Genomic DNA, 15,352 nt, shown 5'->3' on the forward strand with positions numbered 1-15,352 from the left:
AAGGGGTTCGGACGACCATGAGGATACTCATCGTAGAAGACGAGGTGCATCTGGCGGAGGCGCTCTCGCAGATTCTTCGCAAAAACCACTATTCCGTAGACACCGTGCACGACGGACAGTCGGGGCTGGACAACGCGATGAGCGGCATCTACGACCTGCTGCTGCTCGATATCATGCTTCCTGAAATGGACGGGATCGAGGTGCTGCGGACGCTCCGCGAGCAAGGCGTGCAGACGCCCGTCATCATGCTCACCGCCAAAGGCGAGACCGACGACAAGATCGCGGGGCTCGACTACGGGGCGGACGACTATATCGCGAAACCGTTCGTCACGGGCGAGCTGCTGGCGCGGATCCGGGCAGCGCTGCGGCGCAAGGGCGAGGCCGTCATCCCGGACGACGGGCTGCGGTTCGGCGATCTCGAGCTCAACGCGTCGACGCTCAAGCTGTCGTGCAAGGGCAAGGAGCTGAAGCTGATCTTGAAGGAAAGCGAGCTGCTGGAGCTGCTGATCTCGCGCCGGCAGGCGGTGACGAGCAAGGAGCAGATCATCGAGAAGCTGTGGGGCTTCGACTCGGACGCGGAGCACAACAACGTGGAGGTCTACATCTCCTTTTTGCGAAAAAAACTGACCTTCCTGAACGCGTCGGCGCGCATAAGCACGATACGGGGCGTCGGGTACGTACTGGAGGCGGCGGACTGATGTTCAACCGGCTGCGCAATCGGTTTCTCCTTATGAACATGGTCATCATCACGATCATCATGCTCGTGGCCTTCGCTTCTATCTATATCATCACGTACCAGAACACCAAGCGGGACATCGACATGGAGCTGCACCGCGTCGCGGACTTCTACCATAAAGGCGACGCCATGAACGGGGGCAAGCAGCGGCAGGGACAGGACGGCAGCCGGCCTCCGCAGCAGATGGCCGACGGCGGCATGGGTCCATTCGCGGAGCGCTCCGTATCCTTCGCCTTGCGGACGGACGCGTCGTGGAACCTGGTCTCCACGGACTCCCGCTACGACATGGACGACGAATTTTATGCCGCGGTGCTGAAAAAGGCGAAGGGGGATCCCGTGGACAGCGGACGCTTCACGCTGAGCGACACGCGTTGGGCGTACAGCGTGGAGCCCGGTCCGTCAGGATATACGGTCTCCTATATGGACATGACCGCCCAACAGAAGATCCTCACGAATCTCGTGTATACCTTCTCGGCGGTCGCGCTCGTCATGCTGGCGGTTATCTACGGCACGAGCCGTTACTTCGCGGGACGCTCGATCGCGCCGGTACGGGACGCCTTCGACAAGCAGAAGCGGTTCATCGCCGACGCCTCCCACGAGCTCAAGACGCCGCTCGCCGTCATCAACACCAACGCCGACGTGCTGCTCGCCAACGAGGGCGATACGATCGCCTCTCAAGCGAAGTGGCTGCATCATATCAAGTCGGAGACCGAGCGCATGAAGACGCTGACCAACGATCTGTTGTATCTGACCGAGATGGAGGATGCCCGCGCGCGGACGATCTTCGTGCCGTTCGACGTCAGCGACGCCGTGGAAGGCGTCCTCCTGACGATGGAGGCCGTCATCTTCGAGCAGGATCTCGCGCTCGCGTACGACGTCGAGCCCGGCCTGACCGCCGTCGGCAGCGCCGAGCAGCTCAAGCAGGTCGTCATGATCCTGCTGGACAACGCGGTCAAGTACAACGAGCCCAAGGGCGAGATCTCGCTGACGCTCAAGAAGCAGCATCACCAGATCCAGCTCGCGGTCTCGAACACCGGCGCGGGCATTCCCGCGGAGCACGTGGACCGCATTTTCGACCGCTTCTACCGTGCCGACGCCTCGCGTTCGCGCAAGCAGGGCGGCTACGGCCTCGGCCTCGCCATCGCCAAGTCGATCGTCGAGCAGCATCGCGGCCGGATCTCCGCCAAGAGCGCGCCCGGCGAGCGGACGACGTTCACGGTGACGCTCCCGCTCGAAGCAAAAAAATAAGCCTGCCGCTAGGAGATTCGCGGGGCTTTGTCGAATCTTGCACGTTATGACACTTATGACACGTAAACCGTTATCCACTCGTCAATATATCGCCGTCGCCGCGCTGTTCTTCGCCCTCCTCTTTGGACTTAGATGGTCCTGGACGCATCTCTTCTTCCCGATCGAGCATCCCGTCATCGAAGACGGCGTGCTCGATCTGCGCGGCGTCGATCTGGAAGCCTCGCCGCCGTTCGCGCTGGACGGCGAGTGGCTTTTTTACCCTTCCCGCCTCCTCTCCGAGGAAGAAGCCAGGGCGGAGACGTACGAGTCCCGTCCTATTCGGGTGCCTGGAGACTGGCGACGCGCACTGGACGCCCATGAGGGAGCGCCCTCCTACGGCTACGGCACCTACAGGCTGCGCATTCTGACCGATCCGCTGAAGAAGCCGGTCACGGCGTGGCTCAGCCGCGTCCAGTCCGTATCCCGCGTGTCGATGAACGGATTTACGGAGGGAACGATCGGCCGGGTCGGTACGACCAAAGACGCCTATTTGCCGAAGAGCATCTCCTTTACCTCGACCTACGATGCAACCGGCGCGACGGAGATCGACTTGCTCGTGCAGGTGTCCAACTTCGAACAGCCCTTTGAGGGAGGCTTCACCCGCTCCGTCATATTCGGCGCGCAGTCTTCGATCGACTATATCAGGTGGTATTCGATCGGCTTTCAGATGATCACCTTCGTCGTCCTGCTGCTCCACGGCTTATACGCCTTCACGCTGTATATGCTCAACCGTCGCAATCCCACGTTCCTGCTCTTCAGCCTGCTCACGTTCGCCGCCGGCCTGACCGTGACTTCGGATCACGACAACTTGCTTCTGCTCTGGCTGAATTTCGACTTCGCCTGGGGACTCAAGATTCGGCTGCTCTCCTACATGTGGCTGTCTTATCTGATCCTCCAGCTTTACAAACGGTTCCTTCCGGAGCCCCCATGGAAGACCGGCTCCCGTGTCTTTACCGCCGCGCTGTGCGCCTACACGGCGTTCATCGCGATCGCTCCGTCCCCTTGGGTATACGCTTCTCGGCATTATCACGTATTCGGCGCCTTCTATCTCGTGCCGTTCGCGAGGATGGCCTGGCTCATCGGCCGGATGTACGCTCGCAAGCGCAACGACGAAGGCTCCGTGTTCCTTATGGCCGCGGGCTTGGCCGTGCTGTCGAGCGTCGTCTGGGGCATCATCGGCTTCACGCCCATGTACTATCCGATCGACGTCATCGTGGCGATCATCGGCTTCTCGTCCTACTGGTTCCAGGTCTACTTCCGCAACGCGAGGGAGAACGCGCAGCTTAACGAACGCCTGCGGGCCGCCGACAAGCTCAAGGACGAGTTCCTCGCCAATACGTCGCACGAGCTGCGCACGCCGCTGCACGGCATCATGAACATCGCGGAAACCGTGATGGCCAAGGAGCGCGGCCGGCTCAGCGAGGGCGCGTTGAAGGATATGGACCTGCTCGTCGGCGTCAGCCGCCGCATGTCGCATCTGCTGAACGACCTGCTGGACGTCGCCAGGCTGCAGGACGGCGGGGTCAAGCTGCGGATCGCGCCGATGCGCATCCAGTCGATCGTGCCGGGCGTGCTGGACATGCTGAGCTTTCTCGCGGAGAGCAAGACCGTACGGCTGCGGTCGGACATTCCGGACACGCTGCCGGCAGTCCTCGCGGACGAGCAGCGCATCGTGCAAATTCTATATAATTTGCTGCACAACGCGGTCAAGTTCACCGACGAAGGCGTCGTCTCCGTGACCGCTGAACTGCGGGACGGACGCGTCTTCGTCTCGGTGTCCGACACCGGCAGCGGCATGGACCAGGAGACGCAGGACCGCGTCTTCCGGCGTTACGAGCAGGGTGCCGGCGACCATGGCGACGGCATCGGGCTCGGCCTCAGCATCTCCAGGCAGCTCGCGGAGCTGCACGGGGGCACGCTGTCGGTGCGGTCGGCGCCGGGCAGCGGATCGGTGTTTTCGATTGATCTGCCGCTAGGCTCGGCAGCTTCCCTCTCCGAGACGGCCGCGGCGCTGCCCGCCTCCGTGCCATTCGCGACGGCCTCCTTCTCGGAGGCGGGCGCAGAGACGTCGGCTGCGCGAGCGGACGACGAAGCGGCGGCGACGGTCTCTTCGGAGATCGCTGCTTCGGAGAGCCTCGCTTCGGAGATCCTCGCTTCGGAGACCGCCGCCTCGGAGGTTGCTGCCTCAGACATTGCCGCGGCGCTGTACCTGCCTCCGGAAGGCCGCGCGCGGATTCTCGCAGTCGACGACGATCCGGTGAACCTGAATGTCCTTGCCGGCATCCTCTCGAGCGAGCCCTACGACGTCTCGTTCGCCCACGCCGCGCCGGAAGCCCTCGCCATGCTGGGCGAACGGCGGTGGGATCTGCTCATCGCGGACGTGATGATGCCGCGCATGTCCGGTTACGAACTGACCCGACAGGCGAGAGAGCGCTACGATATGTCGGAGCTCCCCATTCTTCTCCTGACCGCGCGCAGCCAGCCTTCGGACATCTATGCGGGCTTCAAGGCGGGGGCGAGCGACTACGTCGCCAAGCCGGTGGATGCGACGGAGCTGCGGTACCGCATCCGCGCCCTTGTCGCGCTTAAGCGCTCCGCCAGCGAGCGGCTGCGAATGGAGGCCGCGTATCTGCAAGCCCAGATCCGGCCGCACTTCGTCGTTAATACGCTCAATTCCATGATCTCTCTGGGGGAGACCGATCCCGACCGCATGCGCGAGCTGGGACATGCCTTTGCCTCGTTCCTCCGCATGAGCTTCGACTCGATCAATACCGGGGAGATGGTCGTGCTGTCCCATGAGATCGGGCTGACCGAAGCCTATCTGTTCATCGAGCGCGAACGCTTCGGGGACAGGCTGAAGGTCAGCTGGGAGACGGAGCCCGGCCTCGAGCCGCTCGTCCCGCCGCTGTCGATTCAGCCGCTCGTGGAGAATGCCGTCAAGCATGGCGTATTGAAGCAGAGCGGGGGCGGCGCCGTGCGCATCCGCATCCTGCGGGCCGACGGCCGGGTCCGCATCGAAGTCGGAGACGACGGCGTCGGCATGACCGACGAACAGGCGAAGCGCGCCCTGACGCAGCCTGCCTCCGCCGGACGCGGCGTCGGGTTGTACAACACGAACCGCCGGCTAAAGCGCCTGTACGGCGAAGGTCTTCGCATCGTCAGCCAGCCGGGCCAAGGCACGACGGTTTCGTTCGACCTCCCCGACCGAAAGGCGCATGGAAATCGATAGCGGGAGACGCTCGGGCGTCGGTTTGTCGCGGAGAGATGCGGTTTTATCGCATTCCGCGGCGCTCGAGAGGGTACCGATAAGCGCCATTAGACACTATCGCCGCCTCCGCGGCCCGCGAGAGGGTACCGATAAGCGCCATCAGACACTATCGCCGCCTCCGTGGCCCTCAAGAGGATACCGATAAGCGCCATCAGACACTATCGCCTGTTCCGCGGCCCTCAAGGAGGTACCGAGAAGCGCCGTTAGCACACTATCGCCGCCTCCGAGGCGCGCACGAAAGTGCCGATAAGCGCAAACGGGCATTGCCGCCGGCCGGTTTTTGTCAATTTTTTTGCAGGGCGATTGCCCCAGTTAAAGTTTGCCACGGAGATACACGTTTTTACCGCACAACACGGCTCCGAACGATAGTTGTTCACGACGTTGTGCGGCACTGCCGCACAACTCCGCCTTTTATGACAGTTTGCCATGGAGTTATGCGGTATCATCGCACAACGGCGCCCTGAGCGACGGATTACCTCGGAGTTATGCGATACTTTCGCACAACGGCGAACCACCGCCCCCAACCCGCTCAACGAAAAAAGCCCGTGCCCCTGGCACGAGCTTTCTGCTTGCTTTCCCATCCTGCGTCCGAGCTTCTAATCCCGGCTCCGAATCTTCGCCAGCAGCCTGACGATCTCCAGGTACAGCCACACCAGCGTCACCAGCAGTCCGAACGCGCCGTACCACTCCATGTACTTCGGCGCGCCTTGACGGGCGCCGTTCTCGATGAAGTCGAAGTCCAGCACGAGGTTCAGCGCCGCGATGACGACGATGAAGGCGGAGATGCCGATGCCGAGCGGGGTGCTGTCGTGCAGGTACGGCACCGTCACGCCGAACATGCCGAGCACCCAGCTCAGCAGGTACACGATCGCGATGCCGGCCGTCGCCGCGAACACGCCGAGCTTGAAGTTCTCGGTCGCCTTGATCAGCCGCGTCTTGTAAGCAAGCAGCAGCGCGACGAAGATCCCCATCGTCAGCAGCGCAGCCTGGAGCGTGATGCCGTCGTAGTAAGATTCGTAATTCGCCGATATCGCGCCCAGGAAGACACCCTCCGCCACCGCGTAGACCGGCGCGAGATACGGCGCAGTCTTCGGCGCGAAGCTGATGACGAGCGCCAGCACGAATCCGAGGATCGCTCCGCCGACCGCGAACGGAATGACGTTGCCGCCGTCGAAGTAGTTGTTCCAGGCGACGAAGGCGCCTGCCATCAGCAGGACGAGCATGATGAACGCTTTGTTCACCGTGCCGTCGATCGTCATCGTATCCCGGCCGTAAGCCTGGCCCTGCCTTTCAAATGACTTGTCGTTCAATGTTGGATTGCCGCTGCGCATCAAGTGCGATCCCTCCGCTTCGATTTGCGAAGATTATATCATGGCTTGCCCCACGCCTACCATTAAATTCCACGGTTATTCCACGTGGAACATCAAGCGCTCGCGCCGCCGACCTCGGCCAGTCGCACCGCGTCCCTCCCGCCTTGCTTGGCGGCGTACAGCGCCAGGTCCGCCTGCTTCAGCAGCCGCTTGAGCTTGGTCCCTGCATCCGCGCCGGCCCCTTCGACCGCATCCGTCCGCGCGCCGTCCGCCAGTCTCTCCATCGACGCGATGCCGAAGCTCGCCGTCATCCGCAGCTCGCCGCCCGGCACGTCCAAGGCCTGCGCCGCGAGCTCGCGCCGGATGCGATGCGCCGCGGACTCCGCTCGCGCCGCGGTCAAGCCGGGCAGCGCGATGACGAACTCTTCGCCGCCGTACCGCGCGAGCAGATCCTCCGTCCGCAGCGCGCGCCGGCAGAGATCCGCGATATGGAGCAGCGCCTGGTCGCCGACATCGTGCCCGTACGTATCGTTGATGCGCTTGAAGTGGTCGATGTCGAAAAGAATGACGGCCATCGGCTCGCCGGCGCTCTCGGCCTCGCTTAGCATCGACGTGCCCAGACTCATGAAGCGCGCCCGGTTGTAGACGCCCGTCAGGCCGTCGTAATAAGCCATCTGGCGCAGCTGCTCCTGCAGCTGCACCCGCTGCGTGATATCGATCAGGACGATAAGCTTGCCCGCCTCCAGCCCGCCACGGTTGCGCACGATCGACGTACGTACCTGGTAATGGTACGACCGGTCCTCCACCGTCCACGGGATCTCCTGGATATCCGCGCCGTCCGAAGCCTTGGCCATCGCTTCGCCCCCCGCATCCCGGGACAGGAGCGCGGCGTCCGTATGCTGCCGCCAGAGCCGGTCCAGCCGATGCCCGATGTCAGGCGCCGCCAGCTCGGGGATGATCGTCGCGGCTGCCGCGTTGTAGTCCACCAGCCGGTCCTCCATGTCGAGCACGAGGACGCCGTCGCGCATGCTCTCGAACAAATTGTCCCGGGCGATCGGCACGACGTGGAACAGGCCTCGGGACGCGAGCGCCCACATATAAGCCGCGGAAGTCACCGTCATGATGACGGGAATCGGGTCCACGCCGTCCGGCGTCACGCCCCCGAGGTAGAAGAAGTCGCCGACGAGGGGGAGGAGCAGTCCGATCAGCAGCGTGACGAGCTGGAAGCGGTACGTCTTCTTGCGCCGCCACTGGACGAGCAGCAGCACGACGCCGCCGATCATGCAGCCGAAGGTATAGGCGCCCGCGATGAGATACCAGGGTCCCGCGACCAGATCCGCCTTGGGGGTGAGCGTGTCCGGGCGCAGCACGATATCCCGGTAATAAAGGTGATGCGCCTCGTTCGTCATGACGAGGATCAGGGTGATCGCGGGCACGATGAAGAGGCTGATGCGCAGCGAGCGCTTCAAATACTTTTCCATGCCGAGGAAGTACATGATCAGGAGCAGGTTAAGCGGCGGCAGGAACGGCATGCCCAGGTACTGAATCTTGATCCAGAGGATAATCTCCTCGAGGGAGCCCGCGGCCAGCTCCAGCGCGGATCCGAATGTATAGATGGCCGACATCAGGCTGAAGGCGACGAACGTCCTTACCATGGACACCTTCGAGCGGCCCGACAGCGCGTAAATGCCCATGAGCACGTTGATGACGCCGGCCGTGATGATTAGCGTTAGTATGGCGGAATAGGGGGTTCCCATAGATGATCGACTCCGTTAGCTCTTTGTTCGCCCGCCCTGCCCGGTTCCCGGCGACGCGCATGGTCTGTCCAATTGATCGTATCATAAATACGTCGAATCTTGCGACGAGGTTCGATACATTGTGGGCATTGCCCCTCTTTTTTGATACAATAGACCAAACATTCACACGGATAAGGGGATCGAGATGGAATATATCAGCACCCGGGGCCAGGTGGCTCCCCTTGGCTTTATCGACGCGATTCTGATGGGACTGGCGGACGACGGCGGCCTGCTCGTGCCTATGGCTGTGCCGCAAGTGGACGCCGCGACGCTGCAGGCATGGGGCAAGCTCACCTACGCGGAGCTGGCGCTCGAGATCTTCACCTTATATATCGGAGACGAGATCCCGAAGGACGAGCTGCAGCGGCTGGTCGAGGACAGCTACGGCACGTTCCGCGACGCCGACGTGACGCCGGTGCGCCGGATCAACAACGGGCTGTACGTGCTCGAGCTGTTCCACGGCCCTACCTTCGCCTTCAAGGATATCGCGCTGCAGTTCCTCGGCAATCTGTACGCGTACGTGTCGAAGCAGACGAATTCGATCATCCACATCCTCGGCGCGACCTCGGGCGATACGGGCGCATCGGCGATCGAAGGTGTGCGCGGCAAAGAAGGCATCCGCATCTGCATCCTTCATCCGTCGGGCAAAGTGAGCAAGGTGCAGGAGCTGCAGATGACGACCGTGGACGACGCCAACGTGCTGAACCTGGCCGTGGACGGCACGTTCGACGACTGCCAGCGCATCATCAAGGAGCTGTTCGCCGACGTCGCGTTCAAGCACAAGTATCATCTGCGCGCCATCAACTCGATCAATATCGCGCGCATCCTGGCGCAGACCGTCTATTATTTCTACGCATACCTTCAGCTCGCCCAGCAAGGGCAGTCCGAGCGCATGAACTTCAGCGTCCCGACGGGCAACTTCGGCGACATCTTCGCGGGCTATCTGGCCAAGCGCATGGGACTGCCGATCGGCAAGCTCATCCTCGCGACCAACGAGAACAACATCCTCGAGCGCTTCGTGAACGAAGGCGTGTATCAGCCCGGCGAGTTCCGCGGCACGCACAGCCCGTCGATGGACATCCAGGTGGCGAGCAACTTCGAGCGCTACCTGTATTACCTGTACGGAGAGGATCCCGTCGAAGTCTCCCGCCTCATGGGGCAGTTCACGACCGAAGGCAGCATCGTCATCCCTTCCGACCGGATCGGCCAAGTGCAAGCCGACTTCGCCGCCTACGGCGTCAAGAACGACGAGTGCCTCGATACGATCGGCGACTACTTCGCCAAGTACGACTATCTCCTCGATCCGCATACGGCCTGCGGCGTCGCGGCGAGCGATCGCCTGACCGAAGAAGGCGAGGTCACGGTGGCGCTCTCCACGGCCCACCCGGCCAAGTTCGACGAGTCGATCCGCCTGCGCGGCATCGAGCAGACGTATCCGGAGCAGATCGGCGCGCTGTTCGGCAAGCCGCAGCACCAAAAGCAGGTCGGCGGCTCGAACGCGGCGATCAAGGCCGAGCTGGAGCGGTTTTTCTAACATAAGGATCGGGATCTCGATATGAAATGAACGACGGATGGACCCTGCTGCGCTTCGGCGAAGCGTCGGGGTCCGTCTTTTTTATTCTCAGGAAGCGTTCAGCGAGGGTTCACGGGAGATTCAGGCAAGCGGGCTATGATGGATTCAAGAACGATAACAACATCTACCTTAGGAGGATCTACCATGATGAATCCGAAGAAGCATAAGAAGCTCGCCGTCACCTCCCTTGCCCTCGCCGTCGCCGTATTCGGCAGCGCCGTCTCCGTAGGCAGCGCGTTCGCCGCCACGACGAAGACGACCGCTAAGACCGCGCAGACTCAATCGGCGACCTCGACCGCGCAGTCCACGCAGGTTAAAGGCGACGGACATCACAGAGGCGGCGGCTTCAGAGCCGGCTGGAACAGCGCGGAGCTCGCCGCGCTGCTGAACCTGACCGAGGACGAGCTCAAGACGCAGCTTGCGGCCGGCAAGACGCTGTCCGATATCGCCTCTGCGCAGGGCGTCGACGCGCAGAAGGTGCAGGACCTGATCCTCTCGGCGATGACCGCGCAGCTGGACAGCCGTCTGGCGGACGGCAAGATCACGCAGACGCAGTATGACGAGCAGAAGGCGACCCTCGCCGACCGGGCGGCGGATGCGCTGACCGGCGCCTTCTCCGGCAAGGGCGGCGGCAAAGGCGGGCAAGGCGGGTTTGGGGGCGGACGCGGTGGCTTCGGCGGTCTCGACCTGAAGGACAACGCCGATATCGCCTCCCTGCTTGGGCTGACGACGGACGAGCTGTCCACGCAGCTTGAAGCCGGCAAGTCGCTCTCGGACTTGGCCGGAGAAAAGGGCGTCGCCGTCGATACGGTCACGGCCAAAGTCGTCACGCTTCTCGCGGCGGCGCTCGACCAGCGTCTCGCGGACGGCAAAATCACGCAGACGGCGTACGACGCTCAGAAGGCCAAACTCGCCGACCAGGCGACCCGGATCGTGAGCCGTACGTTCACCGGCCACGACGGCGCCCATGGCAAGGGCGGCAAGGCTCGGTCGGACGCTGCCGCTTCCGACGCTGCTTCCGGCACCTCGGCTTCCGCAACGGCTACGACCGAAGGCTAACAAACTTCGTGCCATCCTGCAAAAATACATCATTCAAAGCCAGGATGGCGGGTTTTTACGATCTATCGCGCAAATGTGCGTGGTAGCACGCCTCTTTGAGCGAGATCCAGCGTGTTTTAGGAGGAAATCCTGCACATTTGCGCGATAGGCGGAACGACGAGAGGTTATTGATCTCTGTCGTGTAGTTTTGCTCGATAGATGGTCAGGATTTGAAGCATGCGGATGCTCGCGGCCGTTCCCGAACTTGAGGCGGACCTCGGCGAAAATTCGGAAGCCGGCGTCCTGCCACTTTAATAGACTAGTTTCGTTCACACCACCCCCTGCACATAGAGGAAACCGCCCTGTCCGACGTCGCGTCGGGAGGGCGGTTTTGACTTATTAAGCGCCGAATCTAATGCCCGATCTATTGCCGAGTCTCATTTAACGGAGCCTTCGTCGGCAAAACCGACGCTGACGCGGACCTTCACTTCCGACTGCCCGAACGCTTCGCCCCAATTCTCCTTGACCTGTTTGAACCGCTTGTAGTGATGCGCCCTCGCATAGATGCCGAACCCGACCGGGTCGACCTTTTTGCGCTGCAGCTTGGCGATCAACGCCTCGAACTTGTCGCGAAGCTCCTCCGCGCATGCGGCCTCCGCTCCCCCCTGGTGGTCGTCAAGATCCAACCCGGACAGCTTCTCCACGACGCTAGCCGAAAAGCGAAGGTTTACGAAGAATCGAAAGCGCCCTCCCGCATACGCGGAATCGATCTTCACCTTCACCCGCTCCGTCGCGATGCTAACCCAATCCTCATTCGCCGTGGATCCGGTCAGACTGGACGGCATGCGCAAAGAAAAACCGACGGACTGCCTCGCGTTTTTCTGCAAGATCCGCAGCAGAACCGTCTCCGGCATGCTCAGCATGTCGACATACCGGCCCTTGTGATCTAGCAGCGACGTCCCGTCGATCATCGCATCCTGCTTAATCGACATTTCGGTCAGGAAGGGCGTCTGACCCTCCTCGTTCATCTGTCTGTGCAACTCCTGCAGCGTCGTGTCGACCGTCTCCGAACGCTCGGACGCTGACTTGATCATGCCCATCAGCATGAGAGGGAGAATCGGCTGGTTCGGCGAATGGTAGTAGAACAGCTGGTCGAGCGTACCGTCGAATACGACTACCCTTGGCGTGATCGGATTTCTTCCATCCCTGAAATAAATGTCCATGTAACGGAACCAGTCGGGGGTCTCCTGCACGAAGCGTTTCGACAATGCGATTACCTTGATCTTCCTGCCATTGAAGGTGCCGACCGTAAAGGCGTCCAGCTTGCCCCGCCCCTCGCGCTGCGTATTCGCGACGACCTTGAGCTCCTGACTCTTCTTCTCGGCCTTGCTGAACACCGGGATGGACGTATAGCTCATCGTCCGATGATCTTCCGTGATGTCGACGCCCGCGACGAGGGACAGCGAAGCATCCTCCAAGTCGACCCGGTCGAAGCAGCCTGTCAGCGGCCCGAGCGATAGCAGAGATATACCCAGCGCATGCACAATCCGCTTCACGACAGCCTCCGCCGTCCGCGAATCGCGTCGTACAGCAGTAGATAGCCCAGGAGCAGCACTGGAGCCGCATATTCGATGGCCATGCCGAATTTTGCGAGCCAATCCCCCATCTCATAAGTGACGTTGAAGCTTGGAACGTAAAAGTAGGAAAACACGGCCGTTCCGGCCAATAGGATTCTCAAAAAGATCCGATGATCCGCCCGCCCGGCCAGCCAGCTCATGCAAAAAGAGGAGAGCAGGAAGAGCGGAATCCAGGACATCGAAAAAATAAACAGATAGAGCACGATAAACAAGCCCTCCACCTGTTCGAGAAAAGGGAGCTCGACGGCTTTCAGCATATAAATCGACAGCTGATTGATCTTCGTAATCTCGCCCGGGCTGAAAAAAGCGAAGCTCAGCAGCGTGATGAATAGGTAGGCAAGCAGCGTGATCAGCTGCGAGCAGCATACGCCGAGCGCCGCCTTTTCTTTGTTTTTGAGAAAAGGGTAGAGAAAGGCGGTCGCGCCGAAGCCGAGAAAGTAGAAAAACGTGCTCGGCACGGCGGTCAGAACCGGCCGCCATCCTTCAGGCAGCACGGGCAGCAAATAAAGCCAATGCGTATGCCCCCACACGACCATGAAGACAAGCGGGATCCACAGCGACAGCCCCATCGAGACCTCCGCATAACGTCCGACGATGCGAATGCCGCCGCGCGCGACGACATACGCGGGGATAAGAAGCATAATCAGCGTCATGTAGGCCGGCGTTTCCTGCAAGATGCGGGCTTTGATGACGCGCGTCGAATAGACGATGCCGCCATAGGCGAAGTAGAGAAAGTACGCGGACAAGACGATCGCCGCCGCCCGGCCGACCCACTTGCCCGCATACTTGGCGAGCAGCTCGAGAATCGTCCCGTCGGGCATCTTCTTCATGACCTGCACGATGACCAGATTCGCAGCCGTCGTCGTCAACGAACCGAAAATCAGGGTGATCCACCCGCTGTTCCCCGCGCCATTGTACAGAACTTGGGGAATCTCGATGAACCCGTAGCTAATGGCTATGCCGCTAATAATAAAAATAAACTGCATCGTCGTGATCTCATTGAAGGCGTACTTCTTCATCATCCGTCTCCTTTCGGACGATTGTCTCCTTGCCTGCGGGTCTGGATCGGATGCGCGCCTACCGGGCGGCGCGTCAGCTTCCAGAGCGGGCTGCGCACGACGGTATCCCGCCAATCGGAAAATCGCATCGGCGCGAACGGCGTGCTGAACGGCGTGCCGAGCGTCTCTAGGGAAATCATGTGGCCGACGAGAATCATCAAGCCGACCAGCAGCCCGAATATACCGAACAAGGAGGCGGCCACCATGAAAGAAAAGCGGATGATACGAACGGCGGCCACCATATCCAGGTTAGGCAGAATAAACGAGGAGATGGCGGTGAATGCGACGACGACGACCATGATATTGCTGATTAGGCCGGCCTGCACGATCGCCTGCCCGATGACGATGCCGCCGACGATGCCGACGGTCTGGCCGATCGGCGACGGCAGCCTGACGCCCGCTTCGCGGATCATCTCGAGCGTCAGCTCCATGAAGGCCGCTTCGATGAACGGGGCGAACGGCACGGTCCCCCGGTACGTGCCGATCGTGATCAGGAGCTTGATCGGGACGAGCTCGAAGTTGAACGACGTGACCGCGATATAGAAGGCAGGCAGGGAAATCGATATAAAAAACGCAAGGAAGCGGAGCATGCGGATAAAGGTCGCGATGGACCAGCGCGTGCTGTAGTCGTCGATATTTTGAAAGAACGTGACGAAAGAAGACGGGCCGATCAGCACGGTCGGAGAACGGTCCACGAGTACGACGAATCGTCCCTGAGCGATCTGCGAGACTGCCGCATCGGGTCGCTCGGTGATCATCAGTTGGGGAAAAGGCGAGTACGGATTGTCCTCGATCAGCTCGGCCAGCTCGCCCGTGTTGATGATAAGATCGATGTCCAGCCGCCCGATCCGGTCCTCCAGCTCCCGGAGAATATCCGGATTGGCGACGTCCTCCAGATAAGCGATCGACACTTGCGTATTTCCCCGACGCCCGACATTGAAATTTTTAAACTTCAGCTCCCGGTTCGGCAGATAGCGGCGGATCATCGCGATATTCTGTTCGATCGTCTCGACGAAGCCTTGCTGCGCGCCCCGCAGCGACGTCTCCATCTTGGGATCGGTCGGATTCCGCTGGGGCCAGCCGCCCGTGCGCATGACGATCGCCTCGTCCGAGCCCTCGACCAGGAGTACGCTGCTTCCCTTCAGGACGGCGACGGTCAGATCGTTCCAGCCGTAGATTCGAATCATGCGACCGATCTCGATCGGTATTTCTCCGCTTATTCCCGTCTGCATGAGAAGCGGCCTTATGATACTGGTATTGATATCGATCTTGTCGGTCAGTCCGTCGATGTAGACCAATGCGGCATCTTGGCCCGTTGCCCGGATATGGAGACGCCGCACGGTCAGATCCAGCGTGTCGGGGAAAAGCTCGCTCAGCTTGTCCAGATTCGAACGCAGATCGGTCGCGAACGGCTCGTCGGGAAGCGCTTGGCTCCCTGGATTTCCGCTTGGCCGTTGGGACTTTCGCTTGTGTTTGCCGCCGAACAGAGACAGGATTCCCACCGCGATCACCCCTCGCCCAAGATTCGATTCGCCGCCGCGCTTTTGCCCGCGGTCTTCTAAAAGGGTAGGATATCCAGAAACAAGGAAAGTAGTCGGCGGAGCCAAGCAAGGAATGAGCGGAAAAAGACCGCGGACAAACGAAAAAAC

10 protein-coding genes are annotated in these 15,352 nt (G+C 61.2%); 5 read left to right on the top strand and 5 right to left on the bottom strand.

What is annotated here, in order from left to right; genetic code table 11:
• Nucleotides 1–17 precede the first annotated feature (17 nt).
• The 3 genes from BM235_RS24160 to BM235_RS24170 are packed head-to-tail and all read left to right on the top strand — an operon-like array spanning nt 18 to nt 5,252.
• Nucleotides 18–698, top strand: coding sequence for a response regulator transcription factor (locus BM235_RS24160; protein WP_090116802.1), 681 nt, complete (start codon nt 18–20; stop codon nt 696–698).
• A complete protein-coding gene (locus BM235_RS24165; RefSeq protein ID WP_090116803.1) occupies nt 698–1,984 on the top strand; it encodes a sensor histidine kinase in 1,287 nt (428 codons plus the stop codon). The genes BM235_RS24160 and BM235_RS24165 overlap by 1 nt, the downstream gene beginning before the upstream one ends.
• 55 nt (nt 1,985–2,039) lie before the next feature.
• Nucleotides 2,040–5,252 (top strand): ATP-binding protein, encoded by a 3,213-nt coding sequence (locus BM235_RS24170; protein ID WP_255374569.1) that lies wholly within the window; start codon nt 2,040–2,042, stop codon nt 5,250–5,252.
• 635 nt (nt 5,253–5,887) lie between these two features.
• Here BM235_RS24170 and BM235_RS24175 read toward each other — a convergent pair.
• Nucleotides 5,888–6,622, bottom strand: coding sequence for a Bax inhibitor-1/YccA family protein (locus tag BM235_RS24175; RefSeq protein ID WP_090116805.1), 735 nt, complete (start codon nt 6,620–6,622; stop codon nt 5,888–5,890).
• A 92-nt stretch (nt 6,623–6,714) separates the two neighbouring features.
• A complete protein-coding gene (locus BM235_RS24180) occupies nt 6,715–8,358 on the bottom strand; it encodes a histidine kinase N-terminal 7TM domain-containing diguanylate cyclase (protein WP_090116806.1) in 1,644 nt (547 codons plus the stop codon).
• 184 nt (nt 8,359–8,542) lie between these two features.
• Between BM235_RS24180 and thrC the strand changes: the two genes are divergently transcribed.
• A complete protein-coding gene (gene thrC / locus BM235_RS24185; protein ID WP_090116807.1) occupies nt 8,543–9,931 on the top strand; it encodes a threonine synthase in 1,389 nt (462 codons plus the stop codon).
• Nucleotides 9,932–10,114: 183 nt separating this feature from the next.
• Nucleotides 10,115–11,029, top strand: a complete 915-nt coding sequence (locus tag BM235_RS24190) for an SHOCT domain-containing protein (RefSeq protein ID WP_090116808.1) — start codon at nt 10,115–10,117, stop codon at nt 11,027–11,029.
• Between the two features lie 416 nt (nt 11,030–11,445).
• On the opposite strand, the gene BM235_RS24195 is transcribed toward BM235_RS24190, so the two are convergent.
• The 3 genes from BM235_RS24195 to BM235_RS24205 are packed head-to-tail and all read right to left on the bottom strand — an operon-like array spanning nt 11,446 to nt 15,205.
• Nucleotides 11,446–12,564, bottom strand: coding sequence for a Ger(x)C family spore germination protein (locus BM235_RS24195; RefSeq protein WP_090116809.1), 1,119 nt, complete (start codon nt 12,562–12,564; stop codon nt 11,446–11,448).
• A complete protein-coding gene (locus BM235_RS24200; RefSeq protein WP_090116810.1) occupies nt 12,561–13,664 on the bottom strand; it encodes a GerAB/ArcD/ProY family transporter in 1,104 nt (367 codons plus the stop codon). Before BM235_RS24200 ends, BM235_RS24195 begins: the two co-directional genes overlap by 4 nt.
• Complete coding sequence (locus tag BM235_RS24205) at nt 13,664–15,205, bottom strand: spore germination protein (RefSeq protein WP_255374570.1); 1,542 nt, start codon at nt 15,203–15,205, stop codon at nt 13,664–13,666. Before BM235_RS24205 ends, BM235_RS24200 begins: the two co-directional genes overlap by 1 nt.
• Nucleotides 15,206–15,352: the final 147 nt, after the last annotated feature.

This window comes from Cohnella sp. OV330 (genome assembly GCF_900112065.1).
Taxonomy (GTDB): Bacteria; Bacillota; Bacilli; order Paenibacillales; family Paenibacillaceae; genus Cohnella.

Bases quoted from the DNA above. Each gene is read 5' to 3' on its own strand.
- BM235_RS24160 (WP_090116802.1), top strand. From the start codon at position 18: ATGAGGATACTCATCGTAGAAGACGAGGTGCATCTGGCGGAGGCGCTC.
- BM235_RS24165 (WP_090116803.1), top strand. From the start codon at position 698: ATGTTCAACCGGCTGCGCAATCGGTTTCTCCTTATGAACATGGTCATC.
- BM235_RS24170 (WP_255374569.1), top strand. From the start codon at position 2,040: ATGACACGTAAACCGTTATCCACTCGTCAATATATCGCCGTCGCCGCG.
- BM235_RS24175 (WP_090116805.1), bottom strand. From the start codon at position 6,622: ATGCGCAGCGGCAATCCAACATTGAACGACAAGTCATTTGAAAGGCAG.
- BM235_RS24180 (WP_090116806.1), bottom strand. From the start codon at position 8,358: ATGGGAACCCCCTATTCCGCCATACTAACGCTAATCATCACGGCCGGC.
- thrC (WP_090116807.1), top strand. From the start codon at position 8,543: ATGGAATATATCAGCACCCGGGGCCAGGTGGCTCCCCTTGGCTTTATC.
- BM235_RS24190 (WP_090116808.1), top strand. From the start codon at position 10,115: ATGATGAATCCGAAGAAGCATAAGAAGCTCGCCGTCACCTCCCTTGCC.
- BM235_RS24200 (WP_090116810.1), bottom strand. From the start codon at position 13,664: ATGAAGAAGTACGCCTTCAATGAGATCACGACGATGCAGTTTATTTTT.